This is a genomic window from Achromobacter deleyi (genome assembly GCF_016127315.1).
In the GTDB taxonomy this organism is placed as follows: Bacteria; Pseudomonadota; Gammaproteobacteria; order Burkholderiales; family Burkholderiaceae_B; genus Achromobacter; species Achromobacter insuavis_A.
Genome location: NZ_CP065997.1, coordinates 6,262,031 through 6,288,288, shown reverse-complemented (window position 1 = coordinate 6,288,288; position 26,258 = coordinate 6,262,031). Strand labels below are relative to the sequence as shown.

34 protein-coding genes and 1 tRNA gene are annotated in these 26,258 nt (G+C 67.3%); 24 read left to right on the top strand and 11 right to left on the bottom strand.

Translation table 11 applies throughout. The features are described 5' to 3' along the window. Nucleotides 1–7 precede the first annotated feature (7 nt). The 4 genes from pheT (at nt 8) to I6I07_RS28365 (ending at nt 3,499) form a co-directional block, all read left to right on the top strand. On the top strand, nt 8–2,425 hold the full coding sequence (pheT, locus tag I6I07_RS28380) for a phenylalanine--tRNA ligase subunit beta (RefSeq protein ID WP_198484622.1): 2,418 nt from the start codon (nt 8–10) through the stop codon (nt 2,423–2,425). A gap of 3 nt (nt 2,426–2,428) precedes the next feature. Further along, entirely contained in the window at nt 2,429–2,767 is a 339-nt protein-coding gene (locus I6I07_RS28375; RefSeq protein WP_006388001.1) for an integration host factor subunit alpha, read from the top strand. A 57-nt stretch (nt 2,768–2,824) separates the two neighbouring features. Continuing rightward, entirely contained in the window at nt 2,825–3,256 is a 432-nt protein-coding gene (locus I6I07_RS28370) for a MerR family transcriptional regulator (protein WP_198484621.1), read from the top strand. Between the two features lie 166 nt (nt 3,257–3,422). Next, nucleotides 3,423–3,499: transfer RNA gene (locus I6I07_RS28365), tRNA-Pro, on the top strand. A 122-nt stretch (nt 3,500–3,621) separates the two neighbouring features. On the opposite strand, the gene I6I07_RS28360 is transcribed toward I6I07_RS28365, so the two are convergent. From I6I07_RS28360 to I6I07_RS28340, 5 genes are all read right to left on the bottom strand, one after another. Next, nucleotides 3,622–4,239: a hypothetical protein gene (locus tag I6I07_RS28360; protein ID WP_198484620.1), complete on the bottom strand. Its 618-nt coding sequence runs from the start codon at nt 4,237–4,239 to the stop codon at nt 3,622–3,624. Nucleotides 4,240–4,351: 112 nt separating this feature from the next. Then, a complete protein-coding gene (locus tag I6I07_RS28355; protein WP_116521420.1) occupies nt 4,352–4,726 on the bottom strand; it encodes a hypothetical protein in 375 nt (124 codons plus the stop codon). A gap of 326 nt (nt 4,727–5,052) precedes the next feature. Then, nucleotides 5,053–5,211, bottom strand: a complete 159-nt coding sequence (locus I6I07_RS28350; RefSeq protein ID WP_198484619.1) for a DUF6726 family protein — start codon at nt 5,209–5,211, stop codon at nt 5,053–5,055. A gap of 259 nt (nt 5,212–5,470) precedes the next feature. Next, nucleotides 5,471–5,746, bottom strand: a complete 276-nt coding sequence (locus tag I6I07_RS28345) for a hypothetical protein (RefSeq protein ID WP_232625801.1) — start codon at nt 5,744–5,746, stop codon at nt 5,471–5,473. Between the two features lie 99 nt (nt 5,747–5,845). Further along, nucleotides 5,846–6,217 (bottom strand): VOC family protein, encoded by a 372-nt coding sequence (locus tag I6I07_RS28340; RefSeq protein ID WP_198484618.1) that lies wholly within the window; start codon nt 6,215–6,217, stop codon nt 5,846–5,848. Here I6I07_RS28340 and I6I07_RS28335 point away from each other — a divergent pair. From I6I07_RS28335 to I6I07_RS28315, 5 genes are all read left to right on the top strand, one after another. Continuing rightward, nucleotides 6,200–6,628 (top strand): hypothetical protein, encoded by a 429-nt coding sequence (locus tag I6I07_RS28335; protein WP_198484617.1) that lies wholly within the window; start codon nt 6,200–6,202, stop codon nt 6,626–6,628. The two genes, I6I07_RS28340 and I6I07_RS28335, sit on opposite strands and share 18 nt — an antisense overlap. A 69-nt stretch (nt 6,629–6,697) precedes the next feature. Beyond that, entirely contained in the window at nt 6,698–7,003 is a 306-nt protein-coding gene (locus I6I07_RS28330) for an NIPSNAP family protein (protein WP_006388009.1), read from the top strand. Between the two features lie 133 nt (nt 7,004–7,136). Then, nucleotides 7,137–8,054, top strand: coding sequence for a PhzF family phenazine biosynthesis protein (locus I6I07_RS28325; protein WP_198484616.1), 918 nt, complete (start codon nt 7,137–7,139; stop codon nt 8,052–8,054). Between the two features lie 280 nt (nt 8,055–8,334). Further along, nucleotides 8,335–8,769, top strand: a complete 435-nt coding sequence (locus I6I07_RS28320; protein WP_198484615.1) for a GNAT family acetyltransferase — start codon at nt 8,335–8,337, stop codon at nt 8,767–8,769. Between the two features lie 52 nt (nt 8,770–8,821). Further along, entirely contained in the window at nt 8,822–9,325 is a 504-nt protein-coding gene (locus I6I07_RS28315; RefSeq protein WP_198484614.1) for an ankyrin repeat domain-containing protein, read from the top strand. A 19-nt stretch (nt 9,326–9,344) separates the two neighbouring features. Here the strand turns inward: I6I07_RS28315 and I6I07_RS28310 are convergent, their stop codons facing one another. The 3 genes from I6I07_RS28310 to I6I07_RS28300 are packed head-to-tail and all read right to left on the bottom strand — an operon-like array spanning nt 9,345 to nt 11,664. Then, nucleotides 9,345–9,701: a hypothetical protein gene (locus I6I07_RS28310; RefSeq protein WP_198484613.1), complete on the bottom strand. Its 357-nt coding sequence runs from the start codon at nt 9,699–9,701 to the stop codon at nt 9,345–9,347. Beyond that, nucleotides 9,702–10,655, bottom strand: coding sequence for a succinylglutamate desuccinylase/aspartoacylase domain-containing protein (locus I6I07_RS28305; RefSeq protein ID WP_198484612.1), 954 nt, complete (start codon nt 10,653–10,655; stop codon nt 9,702–9,704). It lies immediately after the preceding gene. 10 nt (nt 10,656–10,665) lie between these two features. After that, nucleotides 10,666–11,664, bottom strand: a complete 999-nt coding sequence (locus I6I07_RS28300; protein ID WP_198484611.1) for a Bug family tripartite tricarboxylate transporter substrate binding protein — start codon at nt 11,662–11,664, stop codon at nt 10,666–10,668. 156 nt (nt 11,665–11,820) lie between these two features. On the opposite strand from I6I07_RS28300, the gene I6I07_RS28295 reads away from it, so the two are divergent. The 3 genes from I6I07_RS28295 to I6I07_RS28285 all read left to right on the top strand — a co-directional run bounded on the left by I6I07_RS28295 (nt 11,821) and on the right by I6I07_RS28285 (nt 13,981). Continuing rightward, nucleotides 11,821–12,684 (top strand): MurR/RpiR family transcriptional regulator, encoded by an 864-nt coding sequence (locus tag I6I07_RS28295; RefSeq protein WP_006394081.1) that lies wholly within the window; start codon nt 11,821–11,823, stop codon nt 12,682–12,684. A 207-nt stretch (nt 12,685–12,891) separates the two neighbouring features. Beyond that, nucleotides 12,892–13,146 (top strand): hypothetical protein, encoded by a 255-nt coding sequence (locus tag I6I07_RS28290; RefSeq protein ID WP_061071761.1) that lies wholly within the window; start codon nt 12,892–12,894, stop codon nt 13,144–13,146. A 241-nt stretch (nt 13,147–13,387) separates the two neighbouring features. Beyond that, nucleotides 13,388–13,981 carry a YSC84-related protein gene (locus I6I07_RS28285; RefSeq protein WP_198484610.1) on the top strand — a complete coding sequence of 198 codons (594 nt, stop codon included), beginning with the start codon at nt 13,388–13,390 and terminating at the stop codon, nt 13,979–13,981. 101 nt (nt 13,982–14,082) lie between these two features. Here I6I07_RS28285 and I6I07_RS28280 read toward each other — a convergent pair whose 3' ends face one another. Together I6I07_RS28280 and I6I07_RS28275 are read right to left on the bottom strand one after the other, a co-directional pair. Continuing rightward, nucleotides 14,083–14,316: a hypothetical protein gene (locus I6I07_RS28280; protein WP_054432335.1), complete on the bottom strand. Its 234-nt coding sequence runs from the start codon at nt 14,314–14,316 to the stop codon at nt 14,083–14,085. Nucleotides 14,317–14,416: 100 nt separating this feature from the next. Further along, nucleotides 14,417–14,887 (bottom strand): Lrp/AsnC family transcriptional regulator, encoded by a 471-nt coding sequence (locus tag I6I07_RS28275; RefSeq protein WP_006388018.1) that lies wholly within the window; start codon nt 14,885–14,887, stop codon nt 14,417–14,419. 160 nt (nt 14,888–15,047) lie between these two features. Here I6I07_RS28275 and I6I07_RS28270 point away from each other — a divergent pair, with 160 nt between their 5' ends. The 5 genes from I6I07_RS28270 (at nt 15,048) to I6I07_RS28250 (ending at nt 18,302) form a co-directional block, all read left to right on the top strand. After that, nucleotides 15,048–15,959, top strand: a complete 912-nt coding sequence (locus I6I07_RS28270) for a DMT family transporter (RefSeq protein ID WP_198484609.1) — start codon at nt 15,048–15,050, stop codon at nt 15,957–15,959. Between the two features lie 42 nt (nt 15,960–16,001). Then, complete coding sequence (locus I6I07_RS28265; protein WP_198484608.1) at nt 16,002–16,226, top strand: hypothetical protein; 225 nt, start codon at nt 16,002–16,004, stop codon at nt 16,224–16,226. A 290-nt stretch (nt 16,227–16,516) separates the two neighbouring features. Then, entirely contained in the window at nt 16,517–16,729 is a 213-nt protein-coding gene (locus I6I07_RS28260; RefSeq protein ID WP_006218759.1) for a hypothetical protein, read from the top strand. Nucleotides 16,730–16,878: 149 nt separating this feature from the next. Then, the gene (locus I6I07_RS28255; protein WP_198484607.1) at nt 16,879–17,985 is read left to right on the top strand and encodes an AGE family epimerase/isomerase; all 1,107 of its coding nucleotides are present in this window, start codon (nt 16,879–16,881) and stop codon (nt 17,983–17,985) included. A gap of 101 nt (nt 17,986–18,086) precedes the next feature. Further along, nucleotides 18,087–18,302: a hypothetical protein gene (locus tag I6I07_RS28250; RefSeq protein ID WP_006388022.1), complete on the top strand. Its 216-nt coding sequence runs from the start codon at nt 18,087–18,089 to the stop codon at nt 18,300–18,302. A 96-nt stretch (nt 18,303–18,398) separates the two neighbouring features. On the opposite strand, the gene I6I07_RS28245 is transcribed toward I6I07_RS28250, so the two are convergent. After that, the gene (locus tag I6I07_RS28245; protein WP_198487705.1) at nt 18,399–19,331 is read right to left on the bottom strand and encodes a LysR substrate-binding domain-containing protein; all 933 of its coding nucleotides are present in this window, start codon (nt 19,329–19,331) and stop codon (nt 18,399–18,401) included. Between the two features lie 148 nt (nt 19,332–19,479). Here I6I07_RS28245 and I6I07_RS28240 point away from each other — a divergent pair, with 148 nt between their 5' ends. The 7 genes from I6I07_RS28240 (at nt 19,480) to I6I07_RS28210 (ending at nt 26,252) form a co-directional block, all read left to right on the top strand. After that, a complete protein-coding gene (locus I6I07_RS28240) occupies nt 19,480–20,469 on the top strand; it encodes a Bug family tripartite tricarboxylate transporter substrate binding protein (protein ID WP_198484606.1) in 990 nt (329 codons plus the stop codon). Between the two features lie 2 nt (nt 20,470–20,471). Further along, the gene (locus I6I07_RS28235) at nt 20,472–21,350 is read left to right on the top strand and encodes an N-formylglutamate amidohydrolase (RefSeq protein WP_198484605.1); all 879 of its coding nucleotides are present in this window, start codon (nt 20,472–20,474) and stop codon (nt 21,348–21,350) included. A 147-nt stretch (nt 21,351–21,497) separates the two neighbouring features. Continuing rightward, nucleotides 21,498–21,818 (top strand): hypothetical protein, encoded by a 321-nt coding sequence (locus tag I6I07_RS28230; protein WP_198484604.1) that lies wholly within the window; start codon nt 21,498–21,500, stop codon nt 21,816–21,818. A gap of 175 nt (nt 21,819–21,993) precedes the next feature. After that, a complete protein-coding gene (locus I6I07_RS28225; protein ID WP_198484603.1) occupies nt 21,994–23,025 on the top strand; it encodes an ABC transporter substrate-binding protein in 1,032 nt (343 codons plus the stop codon). Then, nucleotides 23,012–24,031 (top strand): ABC transporter permease, encoded by a 1,020-nt coding sequence (locus I6I07_RS28220; protein ID WP_198484602.1) that lies wholly within the window; start codon nt 23,012–23,014, stop codon nt 24,029–24,031. The genes I6I07_RS28225 and I6I07_RS28220 overlap by 14 nt, the downstream gene beginning before the upstream one ends. Then, complete coding sequence (locus I6I07_RS28215; protein ID WP_198484601.1) at nt 24,025–24,822, top strand: ABC transporter ATP-binding protein; 798 nt, start codon at nt 24,025–24,027, stop codon at nt 24,820–24,822. The genes I6I07_RS28220 and I6I07_RS28215 overlap by 7 nt, the downstream gene beginning before the upstream one ends. Then, the gene (locus I6I07_RS28210) at nt 24,816–26,252 is read left to right on the top strand and encodes a c-type cytochrome (protein WP_269784303.1); all 1,437 of its coding nucleotides are present in this window, start codon (nt 24,816–24,818) and stop codon (nt 26,250–26,252) included. The genes I6I07_RS28215 and I6I07_RS28210 overlap by 7 nt, the downstream gene beginning before the upstream one ends. Nucleotides 26,253–26,258: the final 6 nt, after the last annotated feature.

The window sequence follows — 26,258 nt, the reverse complement described above, 5'->3', positions numbered from 1 at the left end:
CTAGATCATGCAATTTCCCGAATCCTGGCTGCGTACGCTGGTCAATCCTCCGATCGCAACCGACGAACTCGCGCACCGGCTCACCATGGCCGGCCTGGAAGTCGAAGACACCGTGCCGGCAGCGCCCGCGTTCACGGGCGTGGTGGTCGCGCACATCGTCGAGATCGCCCCGCACCCCGACGCCGACAAGCTGCGCGTCTGCCAAGTCGATGACGGCTCCGGCACGCTGCTGCAGATCGTCTGCGGCGCGCCCAACGCAGCCGCCGGCCTGAAGGTGCCGCTGGCCCGCGTCGGCGCGGAATTGCCCGGCGGCATGAAGATCGGCGTGGCCAAGATGCGCGGCGTGCAATCGTCGGGCATGCTGTGCTCGGCGCGCGAACTGGGCCTGTCGCAAGACCACGCGGGCCTGCTGGAACTGCCGGCCGAGATGACGCCGGGCCAGTCGATCCGCGAAGCGCTGGACCTGGACGACACGCTCTTCACGCTGAAGATGACGCCCAACCGCGCCGACTGCCTGTCGATCCTGGGCGTGGCGCGCGAAGTCGCCGCGCTGACCGGCGCGCCGCTGTCGGTGCCGACCGCCAAGGCCGTGCCCGTGACGCTGGACGAGCGCCTGCCCGTCAAGGTCGAGGCGCCCGACCTGTGCGGCCGCTTTGGTGGCCGCGTGATCCGTGGCGTGAACGCCCGCGCGCAGACCCCCGAGTGGATGAAGACGCGCCTGGAGCGCGCCGGCCAGCGTTCGGTGTCGGCGCTGGTGGACATCTCCAACTACGTCATGCTGGAATTGGGCCGCCCCTCGCACGTGTTCGACCTGGACAAGATCCACGGCGACCTGTCGGTGCGTTGGGCCCGCGAAGGCGAGACGCTCGAGCTGCTGAACGGCCAGACCGTCACGCTGGATTCGAATGTCGGCGTGGTGGTGGCCGGCGACCAGGTCGAAAGCCTGGCCGGCATCATGGGCGGCGAGGCCACCTCGGTCACGCTCGATACGCAGAACATCTACCTGGAAGCCGCGTTCTGGTGGCCGCAATCGCTGGCCGGGCGCGCGCGCCGCTTCAAGTTCAGCTCCGAGGCCAGCCACCGCGGCGAGCGCGGCGTGGACTTCGCCACGATTCCGCAGCACATCGAATTCATCACGCGCCTGATCGTCGACATCTGCGGCGGCCAGGCCGGTCCGCTGGACGACCAGATCGTCAACCTGCCCAAACGCGAGCCGGTGCGCATGCGCCTGGCGCGTTGCCACCGCGTGCTGGGCGTGCCCGTCACGCAGGCCGAAGTCGCCAAGATCTTCGGCAGCCTGGGCCTGGAATTCACGCTCGATGGCGACGACTTCATCGTCACGCCGCCGTCGTACCGCTTCGACCTCGTCATCGAGGAAGACCTGATCGAGGAAGTGGCCCGCATCTACGGTTTCGAGAACATCCCCACGGTGCCGCCGATGGCGCGCGCCAAGATGTTCTCGCAGCCCGAAGTGCGCCGCGGCCCGCACGCGCTGCGCCGCCTGGCCGCCGCGCAGGACTACCAGGAAGTCGTCAACTACAGCTTCGTCGAAGCCGAGTGGGAACGCGACTACGCCGGCAACGACACGCCGGTCAAGCTGGTCAACCCGATCGCCAGCCACCTGTCGGTGATGCGCTCGAGCCTGATCGCCGGCCTGGTGGCCAACATCCGCCACAACGCCAACCGCAAGCAGACGCGCGTGCGCCTGTTCGAGCTGGGCCGCGTGTTCGCGCGCGACGACGCCGCCCAGGACGGTCCGCTGCAAGTGGCCGGCGTGCGCCAGCCGCTCAAGCTGGCGGGCGCCGCCTGGGGCCCGTCGGTGGAAGAGCAGTGGGGCGTGCCCGCGCGCCAGGTCGATTTCTACGACGTGAAGATGGACGTCGAGGCGCTGTTCGGCGCCCGTGGCGCCCGCCTGCGCTTCGAAGCCGCGTCCCATCCCGCGCTGCATCCGGGCCGCAGCGCCCGCGTCACGCTGGATGGCAAGCAGGTTGGCTGGATCGGTGAACTGCACCCGCGCTGGGCGCAGCAGGCCGACCTGGCGCACGCGCCGGTGGTGTTCGAGCTGGACGTCGATGCCCTGTCCGAAGGCGAACTGCCGCAGGTGCGCGAGCTGTCGCGCCAGCCGGTGGTGGTGCGTGACCTGGCCCTGTGGGTCGATGCCCCCGTGACCGCTCAATCCATGCTGGACACGGTGGCGGCAACGGTCAAGGCCGATCCGCAGCTGGCCGTGGTGCAGGACGTGCGCCTGTTCGACGTCTGGCGCGAAAAGCCCCAGGGCGACCAGCCCGTGGCCGAGAAAAGCCTTGCGTTCCGTTTCTGGCTACAGGACACTGAGGTCACACTGGACGAAGCCCGGGTGGCTGATTGCCTGGCGCGCATCAAGGACGCTTTGGTCAGTGCCCACGGCGCGCGCCAGCGCGCTTGAACCATGGGGAACAGTATGCTTGCCGAGCCGCGTACCCTGACCAAGGCCGAGCTGGCCGAACTGCTCTTTGAGCGGGTCGGCCTGAACAAGCGCGAAGCCAAGGACATCGTCGATACGTTCTTCGAGGAAATCCGCGACGCTTTGGCGCGCGGAGACTCCGTCAAGCTCTCGGGCTTCGGAAATTTCCAGGTGCGCGACAAGCCGCCGCGCCCGGGGCGCAACCCCAAGACCGGCGAGACCATCCCCATCGCCGCACGCCGCGTGGTCACGTTCCACGCGAGTCAGAAACTCAAGAGCGTGGTGGAGCAGGCCACTCCCGCAGCGCCAGATGCCGAGGAGTGATACGCTTTGTCGGTAATTGTTATCGGCACTCGACGCATCGCGGCATAGAATTCTCTTATGACACGTACCGAATCCACCGTCACCTTACCGCCCATTCCCGCCAAGCGTTACTTCACCATCGGTGAGGTCAGCGACCTGTGCGGCGTCAAGCCGCACGTGCTGCGGTATTGGGAACAGGAGTTCACGCAGCTCAAGCCGGTCAAGCGGCGCGGCAACCGTCGCTATTACCAGCATCACGAAGTGCTGCTGATTCGCCGCATCCGTTCCCTGCTGTACGAGCAGGGCTTCACCATCAGCGGCGCGCGCAACCGCCTGGGCGATGCGCGCGACACGCCGCACGATCAAGACGCCGCGGTGCGCCTGACCGGCGCCGAGATGCAGGCCCTGCGCAACGAGCTGGGCAATGTGTCGGCGATGCTGGGCGAAGCGCTGGGTTCGCCGGCGCCGACGGCCGGCGGCAACACGGTGAGCGCCAGCGCCACGGCCTGAGCGGCGCGCAGCAGTTCAACATTCAGTACCTTGCGTGCCATGCGCGAGCCTTGCATGAAAGCGATGCAGGCATCGCGCGGGGCACGCAAATTTTTTTGGGTATTCGGCACTTTTTTTGCACCAATGCGTGCAAACAATTTTTAGGTCTGCTATACTCTTTTTCTTTCGGGGCGTAGCGCAGCCTGGTAGCGCACTTGCATGGGGTGCAAGGGGTCGCGAGTTCGAATCCCGCCGTCCCGACCAGTAGTTCAAAAGGCCGTCAGTGAGAAATCACTGACGGCCTTTTTCATTGTTCTGTGGTTTGCGTGAAGGCGCGTCGTGCTCGTATTTGCAGAGGCCTGGAAGGGAGTAGGTACGTGGTCGAGTCAGCAGCTTGATCGGGATTTTTCTACCGAGGTGGGCCGCGTCGCCTGGCACGTGTCATCGCAGCCCGGGGTGACGCAGGTAGGCACGCAATTCTTGTGAGCGGACAGGGGGGCGCAAGGCTCTCCGGATTTTCCAAAGGGCTGGTTCTCCGCCATCCATTGCGTCAATGCGAGAACCTTGTCTTCGGGTAAATCGCGTCGATACCGAGGGCCTCTTTTCTCCAGCTGTAGCGTGCGCAGTGAGCGGGGAAGTTGGGCGATGCTCAACGCATCCTGGCCGAAGTAGTGAAAATGGCTGGATACCAGCGCCCACTGATTGCCGTGATGATCATCGCGTTGATCCCAGCGGCCATTGAAGCGAGGATCGACCAGGAAATCCTTGAACGGGATCTTCTCGTCCACTCGCATCAAATAGATGATCTTTCCATGGCCGGCGCTGTCTTTGCTCAAGCCACCGGTTCCCATGATCCAGTCCCCTACCTGTGCTTTCTCGACAATATTATCTTTGCCGCCTTTTTTTTTGTGCATGCAGTGCACGAGGGTGCAGAACCCGCTTTCGGGATTCGGCGACCTGCCGTGGTCGTGATCAACGACGTAGGAATAGAGTACGTTGGCCATTGGTTCGTGAACCTTTCCGTATCGGGTGCTGTGATGGCGGAGGTCACATTATCTCTGCTCCTGTCTTTGCTGTGCGATCCAGCTTGCAGAGCCTTGCCATCAATCAACGCAATCAGAACTTGAACCCGCTGATGTATTCCCCGCACGAGTTGTAGCTGATCTTCCCGTTGGTCTTCATGTCGTAGCGCAGCACCGTGCCGGCCTTGTCGGTGTAGAAGATCACGGCGCAGTCGGTGTATTCGGGAACGTAGGCGCTGTACGACCCGTACGTCGTGCCCATCGGGCCGTTGGTGGAATAGCCGCGGCCCTCGTAGTGGCCGGGGTGGTAGCCATAGACGTAGGTGTAGCTCGTGGTCTGGTCATCCACCTTGTTCACGAACGGCTTGGCGCCGGTCTCGGGCGGCCAGGCGGGCAACATCTCGTTGATGTTCTTGCCGACCTGGGCATCGAGCTTGTTGCGGGTGGGGGAGTAGACGGACAGTCCCATGCACGCGGAAAGCGTGAGCGGGAGGATGACGGCGGGGGCAATTCGGCAGATGCTTTTTAGCATTTAGTGGCCTCAGTTGGTGCGCATCGGGTGGGCGAGTATAGCCACCGCTTCTTGCGTTTGAGAAGGCAAAATCCGCCCTGGCAAGGATTGGTTTCAACCGTCAGAAAAACTTCAGAAAACCGTCAGGCAAACGCGGCGATTGGACGCGGATATTCCCTGGCGGTGGTGCCGTATTCAGGCTTGAGCGGATTGATGGGAGTGGCCGCGCGGGCATGACGGCGTCATGGCGAGCCCTGCGCGAACGCGCGGCGTGGATCGCGCTTTCAGTCGATGATGTCGGCGCAGGCGTCGGTCGGTGCGGCGGCGACGCCGCCCACCACCGGCACGATCTTGATGACCGCGGATGTGACTCGGCAGGGCGCTGCGGCGAGACCGCAGCCGGTACAGGGCAGGCACAGCAGGGATACCAGCAACCACTTCATGGCATTCGTCGGCGAGGATTGGCGCCGCAGGCGCGGCCGGGCGCAATGCCTGGATTCTGCGTCGTGGAGGGACCAGGAATAGTGGGAAATTGCGCGGTCAATGTAATGACGTTTGCGCGCGGTCAGACAGGATGTAACGCGGCCGGGCATGGCAGCCAGGCTCGGCCACGGGCGTCGCGCTGGCGGCGTGTTAAGGCATGGCGCCGTCCGGCGCATGGGCCACGGTGAACGGCGATTTCAGGATCGGGGCGCTTGCGCCTCAGCCGCGCGCCCGCAGCTTCGCCGCCGCGGACAATCCGAGTTGCAGGACCACGGCGATGCAGAGCGCCGCCAACATCGAGTCCAGCACCATGTTGTCCCACAGTCGCGGCGGACCGACGCGGAACTGGATGCTGTCGAATACCATGCCGGCGGTGAAGCCGGTGGCGAGCGTCCCGCGCCAACCGCGCAGCGGCACGCAGCGCAGCGCCAGCAGCACGGCCAAGGTGAGAACCCACAGGCGAGGCGCCATGGCCTGGGCGAGAAAATATGACAAGGGCTGGGGCTCCGGGAGGATGAAAGCCCGCGCAGGCGCGGACGCAAACCGGTTTTTAACCGAATATCGGATGACTGTCGTGGGAGCGCCGGCCCGGTGTCAGGGGAGGCGGGATTGCAGCGCGATGCGGTTGCCTTCGCTGTCGCGGATTTCGGCCACCTGCCAGCCGGAGCCGGTCGGGGTCTTGGGAAACAGCACCTCGCTGCCCAGCGCCTGGGCCTGCCGCAGGGCCACGTCGAGATCGCGCACGCCGAAGTAGACAATGGGACCGTGCAGGGTGGGGAGATAGGCGGGGCCCTGGGCCAACGCACCGCTGGCGCCGTCCTCTCCTTCCTTGAAGGGGAAGTAGGCGAATCTGCTGTCATGCAGATCGACGATGCCTTCGAACGCGATGCCGAATACCTGGCTGTAGAAGCGTATGGCGCGTTCGAGGTCGGTGGCGGGAATTTCGACGTGCTGGATCAGGTTCATGGGCGGATCGGCGAAATGTGTCGGGGCGCCGCATTGACGCGCGGCGAGGGCTGTGGGATTGTCGCAAAGAAGTCGGCGTTCTTGCGCCGCCGCGATGCGAGCCTTGCCATGCCCCACCTCCCGAAACCGAATGCCGCCGTGCGTCATTACCGCTTCGCCTGCCAGGACATCGAGGCGCGATACGGCCATGGAAATTTCGATGATGCCGGCGACTGCATCGCCGAGGCGCTGCGAGACGTGTCGACCTGGGAGGGCCAGTATCCGCTGGATTTCGAATTCGAGACTTCGCATGCCAACCCGTGGTACCACGAGTTTGTCGCGACGGTCTGCGGCCTGTCCGATGAGGTGGCGCGGCGTTTCGACGATCGCATGCGCTTGCTTGGCCTGCCGCCGCCGCGCTCGGTGGATTGACCCGGATTTGTCCCGCGCGCTAGGATGCCGCGGCGTGTTCGCGCCTCATCCACCCTTCACGGAGTCTTCATGGTTACCTGCTATCTGCGTTACGTCATCGACCCCAGCCGCCTCAAGGAATTCGAAGCCTACGGCAAGATGTGGATTCCGCTGGTGGAGAAGTTCGGCGGCACGCACCATGGCTATTTCCTGCCGTCCGAAGGCGCCAACAATATCGCGCTGGCCCTGTTCACGTTTCCCAGCCTGGCCGAATACGAACGCTATCGCCAGCAGTCGATGCAGGACGCGCAATGCCAGGCGGCATTCAAGTACGCCGAGGACACGCGCTGCATCCTGAGCTACGAGCGCAGCTTCTTCCGCCCCGTGTTCGACTGAGCGCGGGCGCGCGGCGGGCCGGGTTCGGCCGCGCGCCTCTGTTATGCCTGGATTTCGATGGCTCTGTGTCTGTCGCGCAAGGCGGGCGGCGCGGATAATTTTCCGCATCCGCCATCCCTTTGAAGGAACCCGCATGCGCTACCGCTACGTCACCGCCGATGTCTTCACCGAGCACGCCTACCAGGGCAACCCGCTGGCGGTGGTGCTGGAGGCCGACGGCCTCGACACCGGGCAGATGCAGCGCATCGCCCGCGAATTCAATTATTCCGAAACCAGTTTCGTGCTGCCGGCGCGTGATGCCGCGCACACCGCCTGGGTGCGCATCTTCACGCCCGACCGCGAGGTGCCATTCGCCGGCCATCCGAACGTGGGGACGGCGGTGGTGCTGGCGCGCGAGATGATCGCGGCCGGCCAGCCGGCGCCGGCGCGCTTCGTGTTCGAGGAGGAGGCGGGCCTGGTGCGCATCGACCTGCGCTATGGCGAGGACGGTCGCCTGGTGGGCGCCGAGCTGGCCGCGCCGCAGCCCTTGACGCGCGCCAGCCAGGTGACGGCCGAGGCCGCGGCGCGCGCCCTGGGCCTGGCGCCGGGCGATATCCTGCTGGCCGAGCATGCGCCGCAGGTCGTGTCGGTGGGCCTGATTTTCCTGGTGGTGCAATTGGCCAGCCGCGATGCGCTGCGCCGCGCCCGGCCGGATCCGGCCGGCTATGCGGCATTGCTGCCGCTGGACGGCGCCCGTTCCATCTATGCCTACACCACCGATTGCGGCGCCGAGACGTCGCTGGGGCCGACGGACATCCAGGCGCGCATGTTCACCGGCCGCATGACCGAGGACCCCGCCACCGGCAGCGCCACCGGCGCCGCCACGGCGTTGCGGGCGGCCCTGCGCGGCCAGGGTGAATTGCGCCTGCGGGTGGGGCAGGGCGTGGACATGGGCCGGGCCAGCCTGCTGCTGGCGCACGCCGAGGTGCGCGCCGACGGCGTATGGGCCGGCGTGGCGGGCCAGGCGGTGGTGGTGATGGAAGGCACGCTGCCGGCGCCCGCCGCGGCCTGAGCGGCGCGCTTGTCGTGGCGGGCCGGGGTCGTGTATGCTGCCCGCCATGAACCGCATTCTCATCGCCCCGCCGGCCGCGCCGGCCCGGGCAGACAACCGACGAATCACTCGACGCCTGCGTTGAGTGGCAAGCCGTGTTCGAACGCCGGATCCCCGGTGTTCCATCCAGAAGGCCACGATACCCCTCGTGGCCTTTTTGTTTGCGCGGCATGCGCGCTTTGCTTTTCAGCCATCGAGGCGTAGCGCCCGGCCTTCGTTTTCCCTTCAAGAGGAACGAAGCATGAAGCATCCCGAACTGGCCATCCGGTCTTTTCATCCGGCGGACGAATCCGCCATCATCCAGCTGTGGATCGACTGCGGGCTGACGCGTCCCTGGAACGATCCGCGCAAGGACGTGGCGCGCAAGCTGACCGTGCAATCCGATCTGTTCCTGGTGGGCGAGGCGGACGGCGCCATCGTCGGCACGTTGATGGGCGGCTATGACGGCCATCGCGGCTGGGTCAACTACCTGGCGGTGTCGCCGGCGCACCAGCGCCGCGGCTATGCGTCGGCGTTGATGCGGGCGCTGGAGCGCAAGTTCCTGGAGATGGGCTGCCCCAAGATCAACCTGTTGATCCGCGCCGGCAACGTGGCGGTGAAGGACTTCTATGCCAGCCTGGGGTTCCAGCAGGACGAGGTGATCAGCCTGGGCAAGCGCCTGATTCCCGATCTGTGATCCAGGCGGTGTCTAATGGGCGCCTTCGACTCTTTTCCGATGACGGGTTTTCATGACGACACCAGACGACCAACTGCTGCAGGCCGCGACGGCCGGCGACGCACCGGGCGTGGCGCAGGCGCTGGCGCTTGGCGCCGCGGTGGACACGCGCAATGCGTTCGGCGCCACGCCGCTGTTCTGCGCGGCGACCGCCGGCGCGGCCGAGGCGGCGCGGCTGCTGCTGGCGCAGGGCGCGGACACGGCGTGCCAGGCGGGGCATGGATTGACCGCGCTGCATCAGGCCGCGGGCTGGGAGCACCTGGAACTGGTGGCCTTGTTGCTGGAATCGGGGGCGCAGGTGGATGCGGCGTCCGACGACGGCGGCACGCCCTTGATGGCGGCCGCGGCGCGCGGCAATGCCGCCATCGCGGCGTTGCTGCTGGCGCATGGCGCCGAGGCCGATCGCCGCGACGAAGAAGGCTGGAACGCCTGGGCCTGGGCCATCGAGAAGGGCGCGCAGGAGGTGGCGGACCTGCTGGAGGAGGCCGGCGCCGAGCCGGCGTTCCCCGAGGAGTAAAGCCCGTCGCCCCGCGCGCTCAGTCGATGCCGGGCGGCAGGCGCCACGCCGGCGGAAGGTGGGCGAACTGGCCCCAGGATGTCCAGGGTTGTCCGCTCGCGTCCCGCGGCCGGGTCCACAGGCCCCATTCGGGCGGATCGGGAAAGCCATGCCAGAGCCGTTGGGTCAGCACCCAATGCTCGTCCTTCACGGTGGCATGGCAGACGGCTTCGGCCGAGCGCAACTGATCCGCGGTCAGGCCGAACAGTCCTTCGGCCGGCAGGTCGGCGTACGGGATGCTTTGCCAGCTGACGGCCACCATCCCGCGGACATGGAAACCCTGCCGCTGGATGTCGGCGGCGGCGTCGTCCAGGTCCCAGGGACGGGGCTCCCACATCTACATCGGCTCGGTCAGGTACACCGCTTCACGGCCGACGATGGGCATGCGGGTCGGCATGAAGATGGTGCAGTTGTCGCAAGGCGAGCGGATTTCCTCGCCGGCGTTGATGGCGATGAGCTCGCCCTTGTTGAAGACCTCGAAGCCCAGCAGCGGCCGCGTGAAGGTGAAGTCCTCGGACTTGACCATGTGCACTTCCAGTAGCCGGAAGGGCTGCGCGGGCGCTGCTGGCGCGCTGTTGGCCGGGGTCTCGATCAGGCCCAGGTGCGCCAGGAAGCGCAGCGTGACGTCGGTGGCGAGCAGGGCGGCCGATTGCGCGAAATGCTGGCCGCACTCGACCACCAGCGCGCCGCCGCTGTTCGAGGCGGGATCGCCATGGCGGCCGTAGTTGAGCACGCCGGTGCCGGGGAAGCGGCCGGCCGGCATCACCAGTTGCACCGCGGGGGCGCCGACGGCGGCGGCCAGCGCGGTATTGCGGTCCATCTCGGGATAGACCCAGAACGGCTGCACCGGCGCCCGCGTCGAATGGATATCGAGCACGTAGTCGGCCGCGTCCAGCACCGGGCGCAGTTCGCGCGCGCGCCGCAGCTCCGGGCTCTGCTCGCTGCCGTCGAGCCATTCGGGCGACCAGATGCGGTTCAGGTTGTGGACCAGCTGGCGGTTTTCGTAGGGGTTGTCGATGTCGAAGGCGTTGTACGCCTCCATGTTGGCAAAGCTCACGGTGAGCGTGCCGATCTTCGGGCGCACGCCCGTATCGAGCAGATGGGTGGCCGCCACCATGCCGCAGATTTCGTTGCCGTGCGTCAGGGCGTTGACCAGCACGTGCGGACCGGGCTTGCCCGATTCGAAACGGTGCACGTAGTCGATGCCGGTATTGCCCTGGCGATAGGCGGAAAGATCGCGCGGCAGGACTTCGAGCGGCGCGGTGTCGGGGGCGAAAGCGGGGTTGGTCATATCGGGGATCCTATTCCGGACGGATGCCGGCGCGGTCGATCAGGTCTTTATACAAGGCCAGGCGCTGCGACATCATGTCGGTGAATTGTTGGGGCGTCTGCAGTTCGGGCGGCAGCGCGCCGCTTTTCTCCAGGGACTGCACGGTGCCGTCCTGGCGCGCGGCGGTCTGCACGGCCTCCAGCAGTTTTTTGGTGATCTCGGGTGGCGTGCCAGCCGGGGCGGCCAGGCCGATCCACGACATCGCGTTCAGCACCGGATAGCCGAGTTCGGCGAAGGTGGGGATGTCGGGCAGGGCTTCCTGGCGCGTGGGCGCGGCCACGGCCAGCGCGCGCATCTTGCCGCTCTGGATGTGCGGCAGGAAGGGCGCCAGGTTGTCCAGCGCGAATTGGGCCTCGTTGGCCAGCAGCGCGTTCAGCAGCGGCGCGCCGCCGCGGTAGGGCACGTGCACCGCGCGCAGTTGCAGGGTGTGCTTGAGCAGCTCGGCGTTCAGCTGGCCCATGCTGCCGACGCCCGCGGTGGCGAAGTGGACGTCGTCCGGATGCGCCTTCAGGTAGGCGACGAATTCCGCGAAGTCCTTGACGGGCAGGGCGGTGCTGGTGACCAGCACATTGGGCGTGCGCGCCAGCTGCGAGATGGACGTGAAATCCTTGATCGGGTCGTAGCCCAGGTTGGGATGCATCAGCGGATTGGCCAGGTGCGAGCTCTGCGACGACGCGACCAGCGTGTAGCCATCGGGCTTGGCGCGCGCCACGCGCTGGCTGCCGATCGCGCCGCCGGCGCCGTCGCGGTTCTCGACCACCACGGTCACGCCCAGGATCTTGCCCAGCACTTCGGCGTAGAGGCGGCCGACCAGGTCGACCGAGCCGCCGGCGGGGAAGGGCACGACCAGGGAGATGGGGCGCGACGGATAGGCGTCGGCGCGCGCGGACAGCGGCAGCAGGGCGGCGGCCATGCCCGCGATGAGCAGATTGCGGCGGGCGGGCGACGCGGCCTCGGTGGGATGCTTCATGACGCTCTCTTGTGGTGACGGACAGTTCGGTCTATTCTGCAACGGACGTTGCAGAACGAAATATAGTCTGCAATGAACGTTGTTGAATTTGGGGTTATCACCTAGGGCCGCCGCGAGGCCTGCCTGGGTGGGAACCGGCCCAGGGACCTTGCCATCATGAATCTGCATCAACGCATCGCCGCCTATGACCGGAAACTGACCAAGACCGAACGGCGCCTGGTCGAGGACATGCAGGCGCGCTACCCGCAGGGCCTGCTCGAATCCGCGACCGCGCTGGCGCGCAAGGTCGGCACCAGCGCATCGACGGTAGTGCGCCTGCTGGCCAAGCTCGGCTACGACAGCTATGCCCAGGCGCAGATGCAGGCGCGCGCCGAACTCACGGCGCTGCTGGCCTCGCCGGGCGAGCGCGCCGACGCCGTCAGCGTCGACAATCCGTCGGCGCAGGCGTGCCTGCGCAATGCGCTGCTGCACGATCAGCACAACCTGGAGACGACCTTCGCCTCGATCGACGTGGCGGCGTTCGAGGCGGCGGTGCGGCTGCTGACGCAGCGCCGCGCGCGCGTGCACGTGCTGGGCTTGCGCCAGGCGGCGCCGCTGGCCAACCACATGGCGCTGTATCTCAACCTGTGCCTGCCCGACGTCAAGGCGATGGCCGCGTCGGGGCCGTTGTTCCTGGAAGACCAGCTGCTCTGGCTGGAGCCGCACGACGTGCTGCTGGCGTTCACCTTCCGGCGCTATTCGGTGGCGGCGGCCAATGCCGTCAAGGTGTTCCGCGAGCGCGGCGGCAAGGTGGTGCTGGTCACCGATTCCGCCGCCGCGCCCGCGGCCGCACAGGCACACCATGTGCTGCTGGCACGCACGTCGAGCGCATCGCCGTTCGATTCCCATGTGGCGGCGCTGTCGATCTGCAATGCGTTGCTGGCGGCGGTGGCGCTGCGCCGTAAAAAGGAACTGGCCGCGACGCTGGAGCGCGGCGAGGCCTTGTGGGATTCGCAGTGGATTCATCCGCCGGCGCGTTGACGCGCCGCGCTTGGCATGCCGCGCGCCGGTTGGCGCGCAAGTCCTGAAATGCCCGGAATCACCCCGAATCCGCGGGGTTTTCGTGTTTGTCCAGGTGCCTTCGCACCAGTCCATCTAGTACGCCATAACCCCTTGAAAACAGGGCTTTTCAAGGCGAATTATTTTTTTTATATTGCGGCCGGGCAAAGCAGATTCAGGAGCACAGGAATGAACCCGTGGCCGCAACGTCACATTGACGGCTTCGAAGTGATGTGTGAGGTGGTCAGTCTCGATGCCGGGGTGCTGGCGATAGAAATCAGCGTGTCGCGGCCCGGCGAGACCGACTTCCAGCAGCGTTGGTCGTTGCCGCGTTTCGTGACCTTCGTGGATGCCGGTGTTGCCCGGCGGCACGCGGAACTGGTGTTGTCCGGCATCGTGTCGGTCGACCCGGCGACGGGCGAGCCGCGCTACGGCATTCTCTAGGCATCGCCGTGGCCAGATGTCGATTGGCTTGCAGTCCCGTATCGAGACGCGGATTGGCATACCAAATGTTGCTGCATGAGGGGAGGCGCCGTAGGGCGCTGGAATGTGCGCCACGGCAGCCGGCGCGTTCCGAGGGGTTTGGGGCGCGCTAGGTTTTGTTTCGTTTATCACAACATGTGCCTTGCGCCCCTGTCAGGGGTCGGTAGAGTGGTTAACGGATGACAACAAAAAGGAGAGTTCCATGTTCGACACTTTTCCTCGTTTCCGCCGCGTCGGCATGGCCGCCGCGACAATCAGCGTCGCCGGCCTGTTGTTCGCCGGTTGCACCACCACCTCGCCGCAGTCCAATGCCACGGCATCCGAGCAACGGCAATCCATCAACAGCGCGGCCAACGCGTCGCTGGGCAAGCTCTACCAGGCCGCGCCGCAGTCCAAGGAACTGGTCGCGCGCGCCAAGGGCGTGCTGATCTTTCCTGACGTGTTGAGCGGCAGCTTCTTCATCGGCGCGCAACACGGCAAGGGCGTGCTGCGCGTGGGCGGCGCCAATGCCGGCTACTACAGCACCACCGCGGGCTCGATCGGCTTCCAGGCCGGCGCGCAGTCCAAGGCGATGTTCGTGCTGTTCATGACGGACGAGGCCCTGAACAAGTTCCGCAACAGCAATGGCTGGACGGTGGGCGCGGACGCCACGGTGGCGGTGGTGAACATCGGCGCCAACGGCCGCATCGACACCAACACCGCGCAACAGCCGGTGGTGGGCTTCGTGCTCAACAACGGCGGCCTGATGGCGGGCGTGTCGCTGGAAGGCACCAAGATCGCGAAGATCGATATGTAAGGACCATCGATGCCCGGACCCTCGCGTCCGGGCCATCCCGATGCCTGATGAAAAAACGCCGCGGTGCAAGCCGCGGCGTTTTCTTTTCCGGGGTTGGCGCGTCAGCGCAGGATGTCGTCGCCGTGATTGCGCACTGCGCTCTCGCGTTCGATTTCGGCGGCTTCGATCTTCGGATCCAGGCCGCGCCACCGCAGGATGCGGCCGCGTTCTTCGGCGGGTTCCCAACCCAGGATGCCGTAGCGCGTGATTTCGGTTTCGCCGGTGTCGAACGCCACTTCGAAGTAGCCCTGACGATCGGGTAGCGTGCTGCCGGGGAACCATTCGGTTTCAGGCATGGTGTGCTCCTTGCTAAGCGATGGAGGGACGCCGGCGCCGGCCGGAACCGGCGGCGGACATTTTCATTTTGGGCTGGCCGGCGCGATCCCGCAAGCGCCATCAACCAAGCGGCACCGCGGTGGTGTAGAGCACCTGCTTGAGGGCGAAGCTGGAGCGGATGCTGGCCACGCCGGGAATGCGCGTGATGTGTTCGACGATCAGCCGCTCGAGCGCATCGACGTCGGGCACCAGGGCGCGGATCAGGTAGTCGGCGTCGCCCGACATCAGATAGCACTCCATGATCTCCGGCAGCACGGCGATTTCGCGTTCGAACACGTCGAGCGCGGCCTTGCGCTGCTTGTCCAGCGAGATCTGGATGAACACGTTGACCTTCAGGCCGAGCTTGCGGGCGTTCAGCAGCGTGACGCGGCGGTCGATCAGGCCTTCGGTTTCCAGCCGCCGCACGCGCGCCAGGCAGGGCGAGGCCGACAGATTCACGCGCGCGGCCAGCTCGACATTGGTGAGCCGCGCGTCGCGCTGGAGTTCGTTGAGGATACGGATGTCGGTGGCATCCAGGTTGATATCCGGCATAAGCGACCTGTGATTGTGGAGAGAACCGTGCACTTGTGCTGAGTATGCATGGTGTGGCGGCAAATTGAGGTGAAATATGCTGGGGTTTACCCTATAGACTATTTCTTTCTTTGGCGAATCGGCCAAAGCACGGAATATTCAAGCGGTAGACGCGGTAGTAATGAGTCAGCAGAGTACGTTGCGCAAGTTCTTGCCCCTGGCCGGGGCGGTCATGATCTGGGGCGGCAACTGGCCCGTCATGAAACTGGGCCTGGCGCACATGAGCCCGTTGTGGCTGGCGGCCAGCCGGTTCGGCTCGGCCGCGTTGATCAGCGCGCTGGTGCTGGGGTTGCTGGGACGGTTGCGGCTGCCAACGCGCCAGGAATGGCCGCTGGTGGCGGGCGTGGCGCTGCTGCAGATGGGGGCGTTCACCGCGCTGGCGCTGTGGGCGTTGCAGTACGTGGCGCCGGGGCGCGCGTCGGTGATCGCCTATGCCACGTCGATCTGGGTCATTCCGTTGTCGTCGCTGGTGCTCAAGGAACGGCTGTCGCCAGCGCAGTGGCTGGCCACCGCGCTCAGCTACGCCGGCATCGGCGTGATCGTGGCGCCGGCCTTCAGCCCGTGGCAGGCGCATACCGTCATCGGCCTGGTGATGCTGCTGGGCGCCTCGTTCGCCTGGGCCTGCAACATCATCCAGTTGCGCGGCAATCGCCATGTGCGCCTGGGCGCCGACATGATCCCGTGGCAGACCGCGATCGCCACCGTGCCGCTGGCCACGCTGGCGGGGTTGCGCGATGGCGCCCCGGCGTTCCTGGGCGTGCCCGACGCCTGGCCGGTGATCCTGTATACCGGACCGCTGGCCACCGCGCTGACCTTCATCGTGGTGCTGGGCATGACGCAGAAACTGCCGCCGGTGGCGACCTCGATCGCGATGTTGTGCGTGCCGGTCATCGGCCTGATCGTGTCGTCGGTGGTGTTCCATGAACACCTCTCGCCGGACCTGATGCTGGGCCTGGGATTGATCGCGCTGAGCGTGGTCGCGTCGGCCGCGGCGGCGCGGGTGAAGCGTCCCCTGGCGCTGCGGCCGTCGTAGGGGCGGCGTGCTATCGTTGCGGTATTGAACTGAGAGTCACGCATGGCATTGCATCGTTTCGAGAAAGGCGAACTGGGACATTGGCTGCGCATCGTTGCCGATAATTCGGAACCGGGCGCCGTCCAGACCGCCGTGCCCGCGCACGTGGCCGAAGCCTTGCAGACGTTGCGCTGTATCGATCCCGGCCCCGATGGCGCCTGGCGGATCACTGAAAAGGGCAAGCTGGCGCTGCGCATGGAAGAGCCCGGCGCCCTCCATCTGCGTTGATCCCGATTTCCACTGCAGGTTTGTGACGGCGGTTTACTCGTCACGAATTAGTGCATTTATTGCGAATGTCTGCGCGCGCGATCGCGTGCGCCGAGGCTCATTCCGATGGGCTACGGGAATCTCCTGAGACGGTTTGTTCGATTTGGCAGCGTCCGGACGTATCGCCGGTAGCGTGTCGCCGGTAAGATGAACTTGCGTGACGGATTCAGGTCTATTCATTGCGCGGGAATTCTGCACCCGCTACGTCACGCGTGGTTCACGCGTTTAGGTAACCGACTGGGAGGTAGCACATGCAGCATCGTGACCAGGAAGTACTGATCGACGTTTCCACAGCGGCCATGGATACCGGCGGATATGGCGTACTGCTGACGGTAACGGCTGAGGGCGGCACCGAGGTGGATGCCGCGTTTTCCCACTTGGGCAACTGCGCTTCGTTGGACGAAGCACGTGATCGCGCGGAAATATTCGCGCAGAACTGGGTCGAGGAAAACATCTTCCGCTAGGCGCATCCGCGCTTGAAGGAAGCTGAACGGCTGTACCGGTCTGTGTGCGCATGACGCTCAGAATGGCATTCCAGAGATGGCGGCGGAAATTTCGGTTATCGTCGCTGCTTCAAAATAAATGGCTCTCATCGGGCCTGCGTCATTCCAAGATGACTGCCGCACAGACCAACTCCGCGCTGGCGGAGCACATCAACGCTCTTCACGCGCATTTCAACGCTGTCATCCTGCCCATGTGGATGGGGCGGGGCTTCAATGACGCCCTGGGTCTGCCCTTTGAATCCCTGGATGCCGCCACCGGCGAGCCGCTGCCGGCCGAGCGCTATCGCGCCATGGCCTGCGCGCGCCAGCTGTATGTGTATGCAGGCGCGCCGGGCGCCGCCGCGGGCGCGCACGCCGATCGCCTGTTCGCCTCGTTGTGCCGCGTGTTCCGCGACCAGGAGCATGGCGGCTGGCGCTACAGCGTGGACGCCGCTGGCCGCCCGCTCGATCCGACGCAGGACCTGTATACCCATGCCTTCATCGTGTTCGCCTGCGCCGCGTATTTCCGGCGTTCGCGCAACGCGCAGGCGCGCAAGCTGCTGCTGGCCACGGCCGAGACCATCGAGTCGCGCTTCAGGATGGCCGACGGGCGTTATCACGCCGCGCTGAGCCACGATTGGAGCGAGGCGCTGCGCGGGCCCGCGCAGAATCCGATGATGCACCTGACCGAGGCCTATCTGGCCGCGGCCCAGGTGGCCGAACCGGCGTTGTTCGCGGCCCGTCTGCGCGATCTGGCTCAGGTTATGAGCCAGGTGTTCCTGAGCGCGCCGACGCAATGCATCGCCGAATTGCCGCAGGGCGCGCCGGGCAACCGTATCGAGCCGGGCCACCAGTTCGAATGGCTGTCGCTGGTGCGTGAGTCGGCCGAGGTGTTCGACGGGCTGGACCTGCCGGAATCGCTGCCGCGCGGGGTGCACTGGGCCCGTGGCCATGGGGTGGACGCGGGCGGCGTGCTGGCCGCGCTGGACGAGCGGGGCGCGGTGCTGGACGACACCCGCCGGATCTGGGCGCAGACCGAGTACCTGCGGGTGCTGGCGGTGCTGGGCGACCTGCCGGCGTTGCTCCAGGCGCTGGCGGGTTTTCGCGCCCGTTTCCTGCATCCCGGCGGCTGGCACGAGTGCCTGGACCGGGACGGCGCGGTGGCGCGGGCGGACATGCCGTCCACCTCGCCTTACCACCTGGCAACCTGCCTGGCGGCCTTGCCGGCCGTTGTTTAATTGCGCCGTTAACAATTTTTGTCTAACTGGGGACAGATTTAATAGAAAAATATTGGTGAAATCCCTTACAATTTGGTAACCAAGTTAGTGGGGAAGCATCAATGAGCGTTATGTGCTTGGCTTGCCAACGCATCAACCCCGGGTTGGCGGGTGTCGCACCGCACTCGCACCTGGGGCATCAGGGATTCACCAACCCGACTCAGAAGGGCCGCGAGGAAAGCCGCGAGGACCATTTCCGCTGCCTGAACTGCGGCGCCAAGTGGCTGCGCGAGACGGACAAGTGGGGCGTGGACCTGGGATTCAAACTGGCGCCCTGAAGCGTCGCGACATGCCGGCCGGGAGGCCGCAAAATGCCTGTCATGATCGGGCCCCATATCGGGGCCCGTTTTGTTTTGTAACGTATCGTCGTGATTTCAGGGCGGCGATGGGGCGTGGGTGTCCGGATCCTGTCCGGCGGTATCGAGAAGCCACTCGCGGAAACAGGCCAGGGCGTAGTGGTCGCGCCGCTGCGGCGGGGCGCACAGGTGATAGCCGCGCGCGATGGCGATGCGCAGGTCGGGGAAGGGGGCGGCCACGCGGCCGGCCTGCAGGTCGTCCTGCACCAGGCAGCGTTGCAGCACCGCGATGCCCATGTCGGCCATGACCGCGCGCACCAGGATGCTGACCTGCTCGAAACCGTTGGCCAGCTTGAGATTGTCGCGGCGCACGCCGGCGGCCTCGAACCAGCGGCCCCAGTTGTCCATGCCGTTTGAGTGGTACAGCAGCGGTTCGCCCAGCAGGCCGGCGGGGCTGTCCCACAGGCCGGCGGCCTGGCGCGCGGCCAGCCGGGCAGGGCTGCAGATGGCGATCATTTCGCGGCCGATCACGTAGTCCGCCTGCCAGCCTGGCCATTGGCCAGCCACGCCTGAAAGGATGCTGGCGTCCGGCGTGGCGCCGGAGAAATCCTCGTTGCGGCGGTAGGCCGCGAAACTCAGCTGGATGTCGGGATGGCGCCGGTGGAAGTCGGGCAGGCGCGGCACCAGCCAGGCGCTGGCCAGGGTTGGCACGCTCGACAGCGTCAGCCGCAGGCGGCGGTCGTCGGCGCGCAGTTCGGCGCTGAGCGCCTCGATGGCCTGCAGCGGCGCCAGGCCACCGTCGTAGAGCTTGCGGCCGGTCTCGGTCAGGGTCAGTCCGTGGGCGTTGCGGCGCATCAGCGGCTGGCCGAAATGCGCTTCGAGCCGGGCGATGGCGCGGCTGACGGCGCCCTGGGTCACGCACAGGGCTTCGGCCGCCAGGGTGAAGCTGCCCAGGCGCGCCGCCGTCATGAAGGCGTGCAGCTCGGACATGGACGGCGAATGCAGGCGCATGGCGCGGCGGGTGCCAGCGGGCCGCGGGCGCGGTCCTGGCATGAGCGTTGGTAATGAAGGCGTGCAATATAGTCGTTTGAAAGCGGATCGTAAAGTTCGGACACTGGCGGCCTCGCAGCAAGACCTGCACCTTTTCTGGAGTCGCTCCATGTCCCGCCGCTTTTTCGGCTGTTCCGCGCGCATCGCGCTTGCCGGCGTCTGCGCCGCGCTGTCTTTGGCCGGCCCGGCGCACGCCGCCGACTATCCCGCCCGCCCCATCAAGCTGGTGGTGCCGTTCGCCGCGGGCGGCTCGACCGATATCGTGGCGCGCCTGGTGGCCGAGTACGCCGGCCGCGACCTGAAGCAGACCATCGTGGTCGAGAACAAGGCCGGCGCGGGCGGTTCGCTGGGCATGGAGCAGGTGGCGCGCTCGACCGCCGACGGCTACACCATCGGCATGGCGACGATGAGCACGCACGGCTCCAATCCGGCGGTCTATCGCAAGATGAACTACGACCCGCTCAAGGACTTCGAGCCGGTGGCCAATGTGCTGGCCGTGCCCAGCATCTTCGCCATCAATCCGCAGATCCCGGCCAGGAACATGGCCGAGTTCGTGGCGCTGGCCAAGGGCCAGGCCGACAAGTACAGCTTTGCCTCGCCGGGCGTGGGCTCGCTGGGCCACGTGAACATCGAGAACTTCATGATGCTGGCCGGCATCAAGCTGCTGCACGTGCCGTACCGCGGCGCGGGCCCGGCGCTCAACGATGTGATGGGCGGGCAGGTGGATGCGATCACCGACAACCTGTCCTCGACCCTGCCGCAGGTGCTGGGCGGCAAGCTGCGGCCGCTGGCGGTGCTGGGTGCCGAGCGTTCGCCGCTGCTGCCGGACGTGCCAACCTATATCGAGCTGGGCTACCCCGACATGGGCACCGGTGGCTGGTTCGGCCTGGTGGCGCCGGCCGGCACGCCGCCGGCGGTGATCGAGCGCCTGAACCAGGCCGTGCGCGCGGCGATGCAGGATCCCGAATTCCGCAAGAAGGCCGAGGACGTCGGTGGTACGCTGATGCCGACCACGCCGCAGGAATTCAAGGTCCAGATCGAACAGGCCCTGGCGCGCTACGCCAAAGTCGCCAAGGCCGCCAACATCCAGGCTGACTGACAATGACGAACGCCGATTTCCAAGCCGTTTCCGTGCATGCCCCGACCGCGCCAGCCTTGCCGCTGGTGTGCGATTCGCCGCACAGCGGCGAGCAGTACCCCGCCGACTTCGGCGCCGCGGCCAGCCTGGCGCAGCTGCGCCAGGGCGAGGACACGCACGTGGACGCCTTGTGGTCGGCGGCGCCGGCATTGGGCGCCACGCTGGTGGCGGCGCACTTTCCGCGCGTGTATATCGATCCCAACCGCACGCTGCGGGACCTCGATCCGGAGCTGCTGGCCGAGCCGTGGCCCGAGCCGCTCGATCCCGGCGAAAAAACGCGCCTGGGCAAGGGCCTGATCTGGCGCCGCATGGACAAGGCCACGCCGATCTATGACCGCAAGCTGACGCTGGCGCAAGTGCGGCATCGCATCCAGGCGTACTACGAGCCCTACCACGCGGCGCTGGCGCAGGCCATCGAAGGCGCGCAACGCGATTTCGGCGCGGTCTGGCACCTGAACCTGCACTCGATGCCGAACGATGCGTATGAGCGGCTGGGCCGCGAAAGCGCGCATCCGCTGGCGGACTTCGTGCTGGGCGATCGCGACGGCACCACCTGTGAGCCGGAATTCATCGCGCTGATCGAGACGGCGCTGCGCGACCGCGGCTACACGGTGGCGCGCAACGATCCCTACAAGGGCGTGCAGCTGATCGCGCAGATCGGCCAGCCGGCGTTGAACCGCCACAGCCTGCAGATCGAGATTCGCCGTCCGCTGTACATGGACGAAGTCACGCGCGAACGCAACGCGGGCTTCGAGCCGCTGCGCGCGGACCTGTCGCAGGTGCTGGCGCAGGTGGCGAAATATGTGCAGGCGCGCACGGCCGCCATATCGTCGACAAAATAGACTCGGTTGAATATTGTGTGATCGAACGGCCGCGATTGATGCGCGTCAATCGCGGCCGCCGCGCATGCGCTTAAGTTTCCCGATGGCGGGCCGTTGTCGCTAACAACGAGCTGCGCCGCCGATTGGCGTGGCCTAAAGGAAACCGGTATGGCCGAGAAGATCATCAATGGTTTTTCCGTCGTGGCGTATGCGACGCAACCCGAGGGGCGCATCCCGGCGCGCGCCTTCCTGGAAACCCGACGGCTGCCGGCCAAGCGCGATGCCGCGGCCACGCCTGCCAGCGAAGCCGGTCCGGATCAGGACGGCGAGGCGCGGGACGAGGCGGATGAACCGGAAAGCCTGGCGTTCGAGATTTTCGTGACGCGCCGTTTTCGCGGCGCGGTCGAAGCGATGTCGGCGGCGCGCAACGCGCTGGACCGCGTCAAGTCGGTGGACGAAGACGGCGTGCCGGATCACCTGCCCGACTGACGCGGCGCATGGAGCGGGGCGGCCGAGCGCGGCGGCCCCGGCTTCCGACCCGCCCGGCGGCGCGGCCGCCGCCCATATTGTTATCCCCACTTTGTATTTGTCGAACGCCTGAGCACGGGCCGATGATGCCGCATGGCAAGCATCGCCATTCACAGTCTGCTCAAAAGGAAGGTTGATGAATACGAACGTCCAAACGCGCGCCAATCCGGCGCGCGGTATCTCGCGCCGCTCGTTGCTGCGCGCGGCAACCCTGGCCGGCCTGGCCGCGCCGCTCGGCATGCTGGGATCGCGGGTGCTGGCGGCCAATGGCGCGCCGCGCACCTACAAGATCGCCTGGAGCCAGACCGCGGTGTGCCAGTCGCCGGTCTCGGTGGCGCTGGAGCGCGGCTTCTTCGACAAGTACAACCTCAAGGTCGAACGCATCAATTTCAGCGGCTCGACCGACCAATTGCTCGAAGCCATCGCCACCGGCCACGCCGATGGCGGCATCGGCATGGCGCTGCGCTGGCTCAAGCCGCTGGAACAGGGCTTCGACGTCAAGCTGGCGGTGGGCACGCATGGCGGCTGCATGCGCCTCTTGACGTCCGCGGATTCGCCGGTCAAGAGTGTGCAGGACCTGAAGGGCCGCCGCGTCGCGGTGTCGGACCAGGCCAGCCCGGTGAAGAACTTCTTCGCGATCCGCGTGGCGCAGCTGGGCATCGATCCGGAATCGGTGGACTGGCGCCAGTATCCGCAGGACCTGTTCGGCGAGGTGCTGAGAAAAGGCGAGGTCGATGCGATCGCGGGCGACGATCCGCTGATCTACACGCTGCGCGAGGACAACAAGCTGCGCGAGATCGCCACCAACATCGAGGGCGACTACGAGAACCGCACCTGCTGCGTGCTGGGCCTGCGCGGCGACCTGGTGCGCAATGATCCGGAGTCGGCGGCGGCCATCACGCGCGCGGTGATCGACGCGCAGCGCTGGACCGCGTCCAACCCCGACGAGACCGCGCGCATTTTCGCGCCGTACGTGCCGGGCAAGGTGCCGGCCGAGCGCGTGGCGGCGATCCTGCGCAGCCACAGCCATGGCCATGCGTCGACGGGCGCGGCGCTGCGCGACGAGATCGTGGGCTATGCCAAGGATCTGAAGACGATCAAGGTGCTGAACGCCAATCTCGACATCAACAAGTACGCGCAAGCGGTGGTGCCCAATGTCCTCGGCTGACGCGCTGGAGGTGGGCGCGTTGCGCGGCGCGCCGGCCGCCCTGCACCCCTGGCGCCTGTGGAAGACCGGCGTGGTCGCGGCCGCGTTGTGGGCCGCGGTGGGCGCGGTGACCCTGCGCTGGCCGAATGTCGAGGTGGGCTTCGTCTCGTGGGGCTATACGCGGGAATTCGGCATCGCGGCGCTGGTGCTGGCGGCCTTGCTGCTGCTGGCGGCGGTGGCCGGCGCGGACCGGCGCCGGCCGCTGCGGGCGCTGTATCGCGGCGGGCCGTGGCTGGTGCTGCTGGCGCTGGCGGTGGGGGCGTGGGAGATCGCCACGGCCAAACTGGCATTGCTGCCCAGCCCGTTCTTCGCGCCGCCGCAGTCGCTGATCGAGGTCTACGTGACCGACTACAAGCGGCTGGCGGACAGCCTGGGCAATTCGCTGTGGCTGCTCGTCAACGGCTTCGGCCTGGGCGCGGCGGCGGGCTTCCTGACGGGCGTGGCGATCGGCTGGTCGCGCGGCCTGGGGTACTGGGTGCATCCGGTGCTGCGGTTCCTGGGGCCGGTGCCGTCGACGGCGCTGCTGCCGATGGCGTTCTTCTTCTTTCCGTCGGGCTGGTCGGCGGCGGTGTTCCTGATCGCGCTGGCGACGTGGTTCCCGGTCACGGTGTTGACGTGGTCGGGCGTGGCCGGCGTGAACCGCGCCTATTACGACGTGGCGCGGACCCTGGGCGCGAGCGAGTGGTTCCTGGTGCTGCGGGTGGCGATTCCGGCGGCGTTGCCGCAGGTGTTCGTCGGCCTGTTCATGGGCCTGGGCGCGTCGTTCTCGGTGCTGGTGGCGGCCGAGATGATGGGCGTCAAATCCGGGCTGGGCTGGTACCTGTCGTGGGCACAGGGCTGGGCCTCGTACGCCAATATGTACGGCGCGCTGATCGTGATGGCGCTGGTGTTCTCGGGCCTGATCACCTTGCTGTTCGTCGGCCGCGACCGCCTGCTGGCCTGGCAGAAGGGAGTGGTGAAATGGTAGCGGCGGCGCAAGGCGCGGCAACGGCGGACGCGGCGCGCGGCGCGGCGCTGGCGGTGCGGGGCGTGAATCACCGCTTCGACCTGGACGGCGCGGCGTTGCCGGTGCTGGACGATATCGACCTGGAGGTGCGGCCCGGCGAATTCGTCGCGCTGCTGGGCCCCAGCGGCTGCGGCAAGTCGACCCTGCTGCGGCTGGTGGCGGGGCTGGAGCCGCCCGCGCAGGGCGACCTGCTGGCCGATGGCGAGCCGATCGACGGGCCGTCGCCGTCGCGCATCGTGGTGTTCCAGGATCCGACGCTGTATCCCTGGCGCACGGTGTGGCACAACGTGGCGCTGGGGCTGCAGGCGCGCGGGCTGCTCAAGACCGAGCGCGGGCGCGTCGACGACGCGTTGCAGCGCGTCGGGCTGACGGCGTTCGGCGCGGCCTATCCGCACCAGCTGTCGGGTGGCATGGCGCAGCGCGCCGCGTTGGCGCGCGCGCTGGTCAACGATCCGCGCATCCTGATCCTGGACGAGCCGCTGGGCAAGCTCGATTCGCTGACGCGGATCGCGATGCAGTCCGAGTTGGTGGAACTGTGGCAGCGCAGTGGCTTCACGGCCTTGCTGGTGACGCACGACGTGGAAGAGGCGCTCTTCATGGCGTCGCGCATCATCGTGCTGAGCGAGCGGCCTGCGCGCATCAAGGACGAGATCGTCAATGACCTGCCGTATCCGCGCCATCGCGGCGATCCGCGCCTGGCCGAGCTGCGGCGCCGCGCGCTGGCGCTGTTGGGACTGGATGCGACGTGGTGAGCAATGCGGGGTTGGCGCTGGCCGTCGCGGTGGCGCCGGCCGGCATGCTGGCGTGCCTGGCCGCCGCGCGCCGGCGCCCCGACGGCCAGGCGATCGCGGTCGGGCTGCCGTTGCCGGCGCTGGCGGCGCTGTCCCTGGCGGCCGCGATTGGCGTGGTGGTGCTGGGCTGGCAGCGGACGCTGGGGGCGCCGGGTCTGCTGGGGTCTCGGCTTGGACACCTGGCGTTGGCGGCGGCGGCGGTGTTGGGGTTGGCGGGGCTGGCGGCCGCCTGGCTGCATAGCCGCGCGCCGGAACGCGCGGCGCGGACCGGGTGGCGCCGGGCCGGCGCCATGTTGCTGGGAGCGCTGGCGCTGCTGGCGGCATTGCTGGCCGTGGCGATCGCCTGGCAGCCGGACGAAGCGCTGGCGATCGCGCATTGGCCGTTCGCGTGGCGCTACGACGCCGGCCTGCCGGTCAGCGGCCATACCTGGCGCCGCCTGTGGCTGGCGCTGGGATTGACGCTGCTGGCGCTGGCGTTGCTGACCGCGGCACTGTTCGCGCGGCGTGGCCGGCTGGTGCTGTTGACGGCCGCCGCGGGATTGCTGGCCAGCGCCAGTTGGCCGGCGCCGCGGCTGCTGCTGACGGAGGCGACGCACACGTCCTACCAGCGTTCGCCACTGGTGTTTTCGGATGACAACCTGCTGCGGGGCGCGCGCCTGTACCAGGCGCATTGCGCCGCCTGCCACGGGGCGCGGGCGGATGGCCGTGGCGTGCTTGCCGCCGGGCTGCCCGCCTGGCCCAGCGTGCTGGGGGCGGCGCTGTTCGATAACCGCCTGGAGGGCGAGCTGTATGCGCGCCTGGCGCGCGAGGGCGCGACGCACGGCGGCGCGGCCGCGCGGGCGCCAGGCGAGGCGCTGTCGCCGGACCAGGTCTGGCTGGTGCTGGACTATCTGCGGGTGCAGGCCTATGGCGCCAGCGGCGGCACGGGCATGCCGGCGATTCCGGCGCCGGTGGTGGCGCTGGCCTGCCGCGACGGGCGCGCCGCCACGTTGTCCGGGCTGCGCGGCCTGCCGGTGCGGGTGGCGGCCTTCAGTCCGGGCGCGCCGCCGGAACCCCAGGATCCACGGCTGCTGACCGTTGCATTGACGCGCGGCGGCGCGCTGGCGGCGGACGCCGATTGCGTGGCGGCGGACGAGGCGGCATGGGAGGCCTATGCGCTGGCCGCGGGCGTGGCGCCGGCCGAGCTGGCGGGCGCGCAGTTCATGGTGGACCGGCGCGGCTGGCTGCGGGCGCGGCGGCTGCCGGGCGCGGCGCCGGCCTGGACCAGCGCGGACAACGTCTGCGGCCCGGGCGGGCGCATGGAGAACACCTCGGCCCAGGGACTGGGCGCGTTGTTGCTGGCGATGGACCGTGCCCCCATCGAGATTCCGGATACGCGGCGCAGGCAGTGACACGCC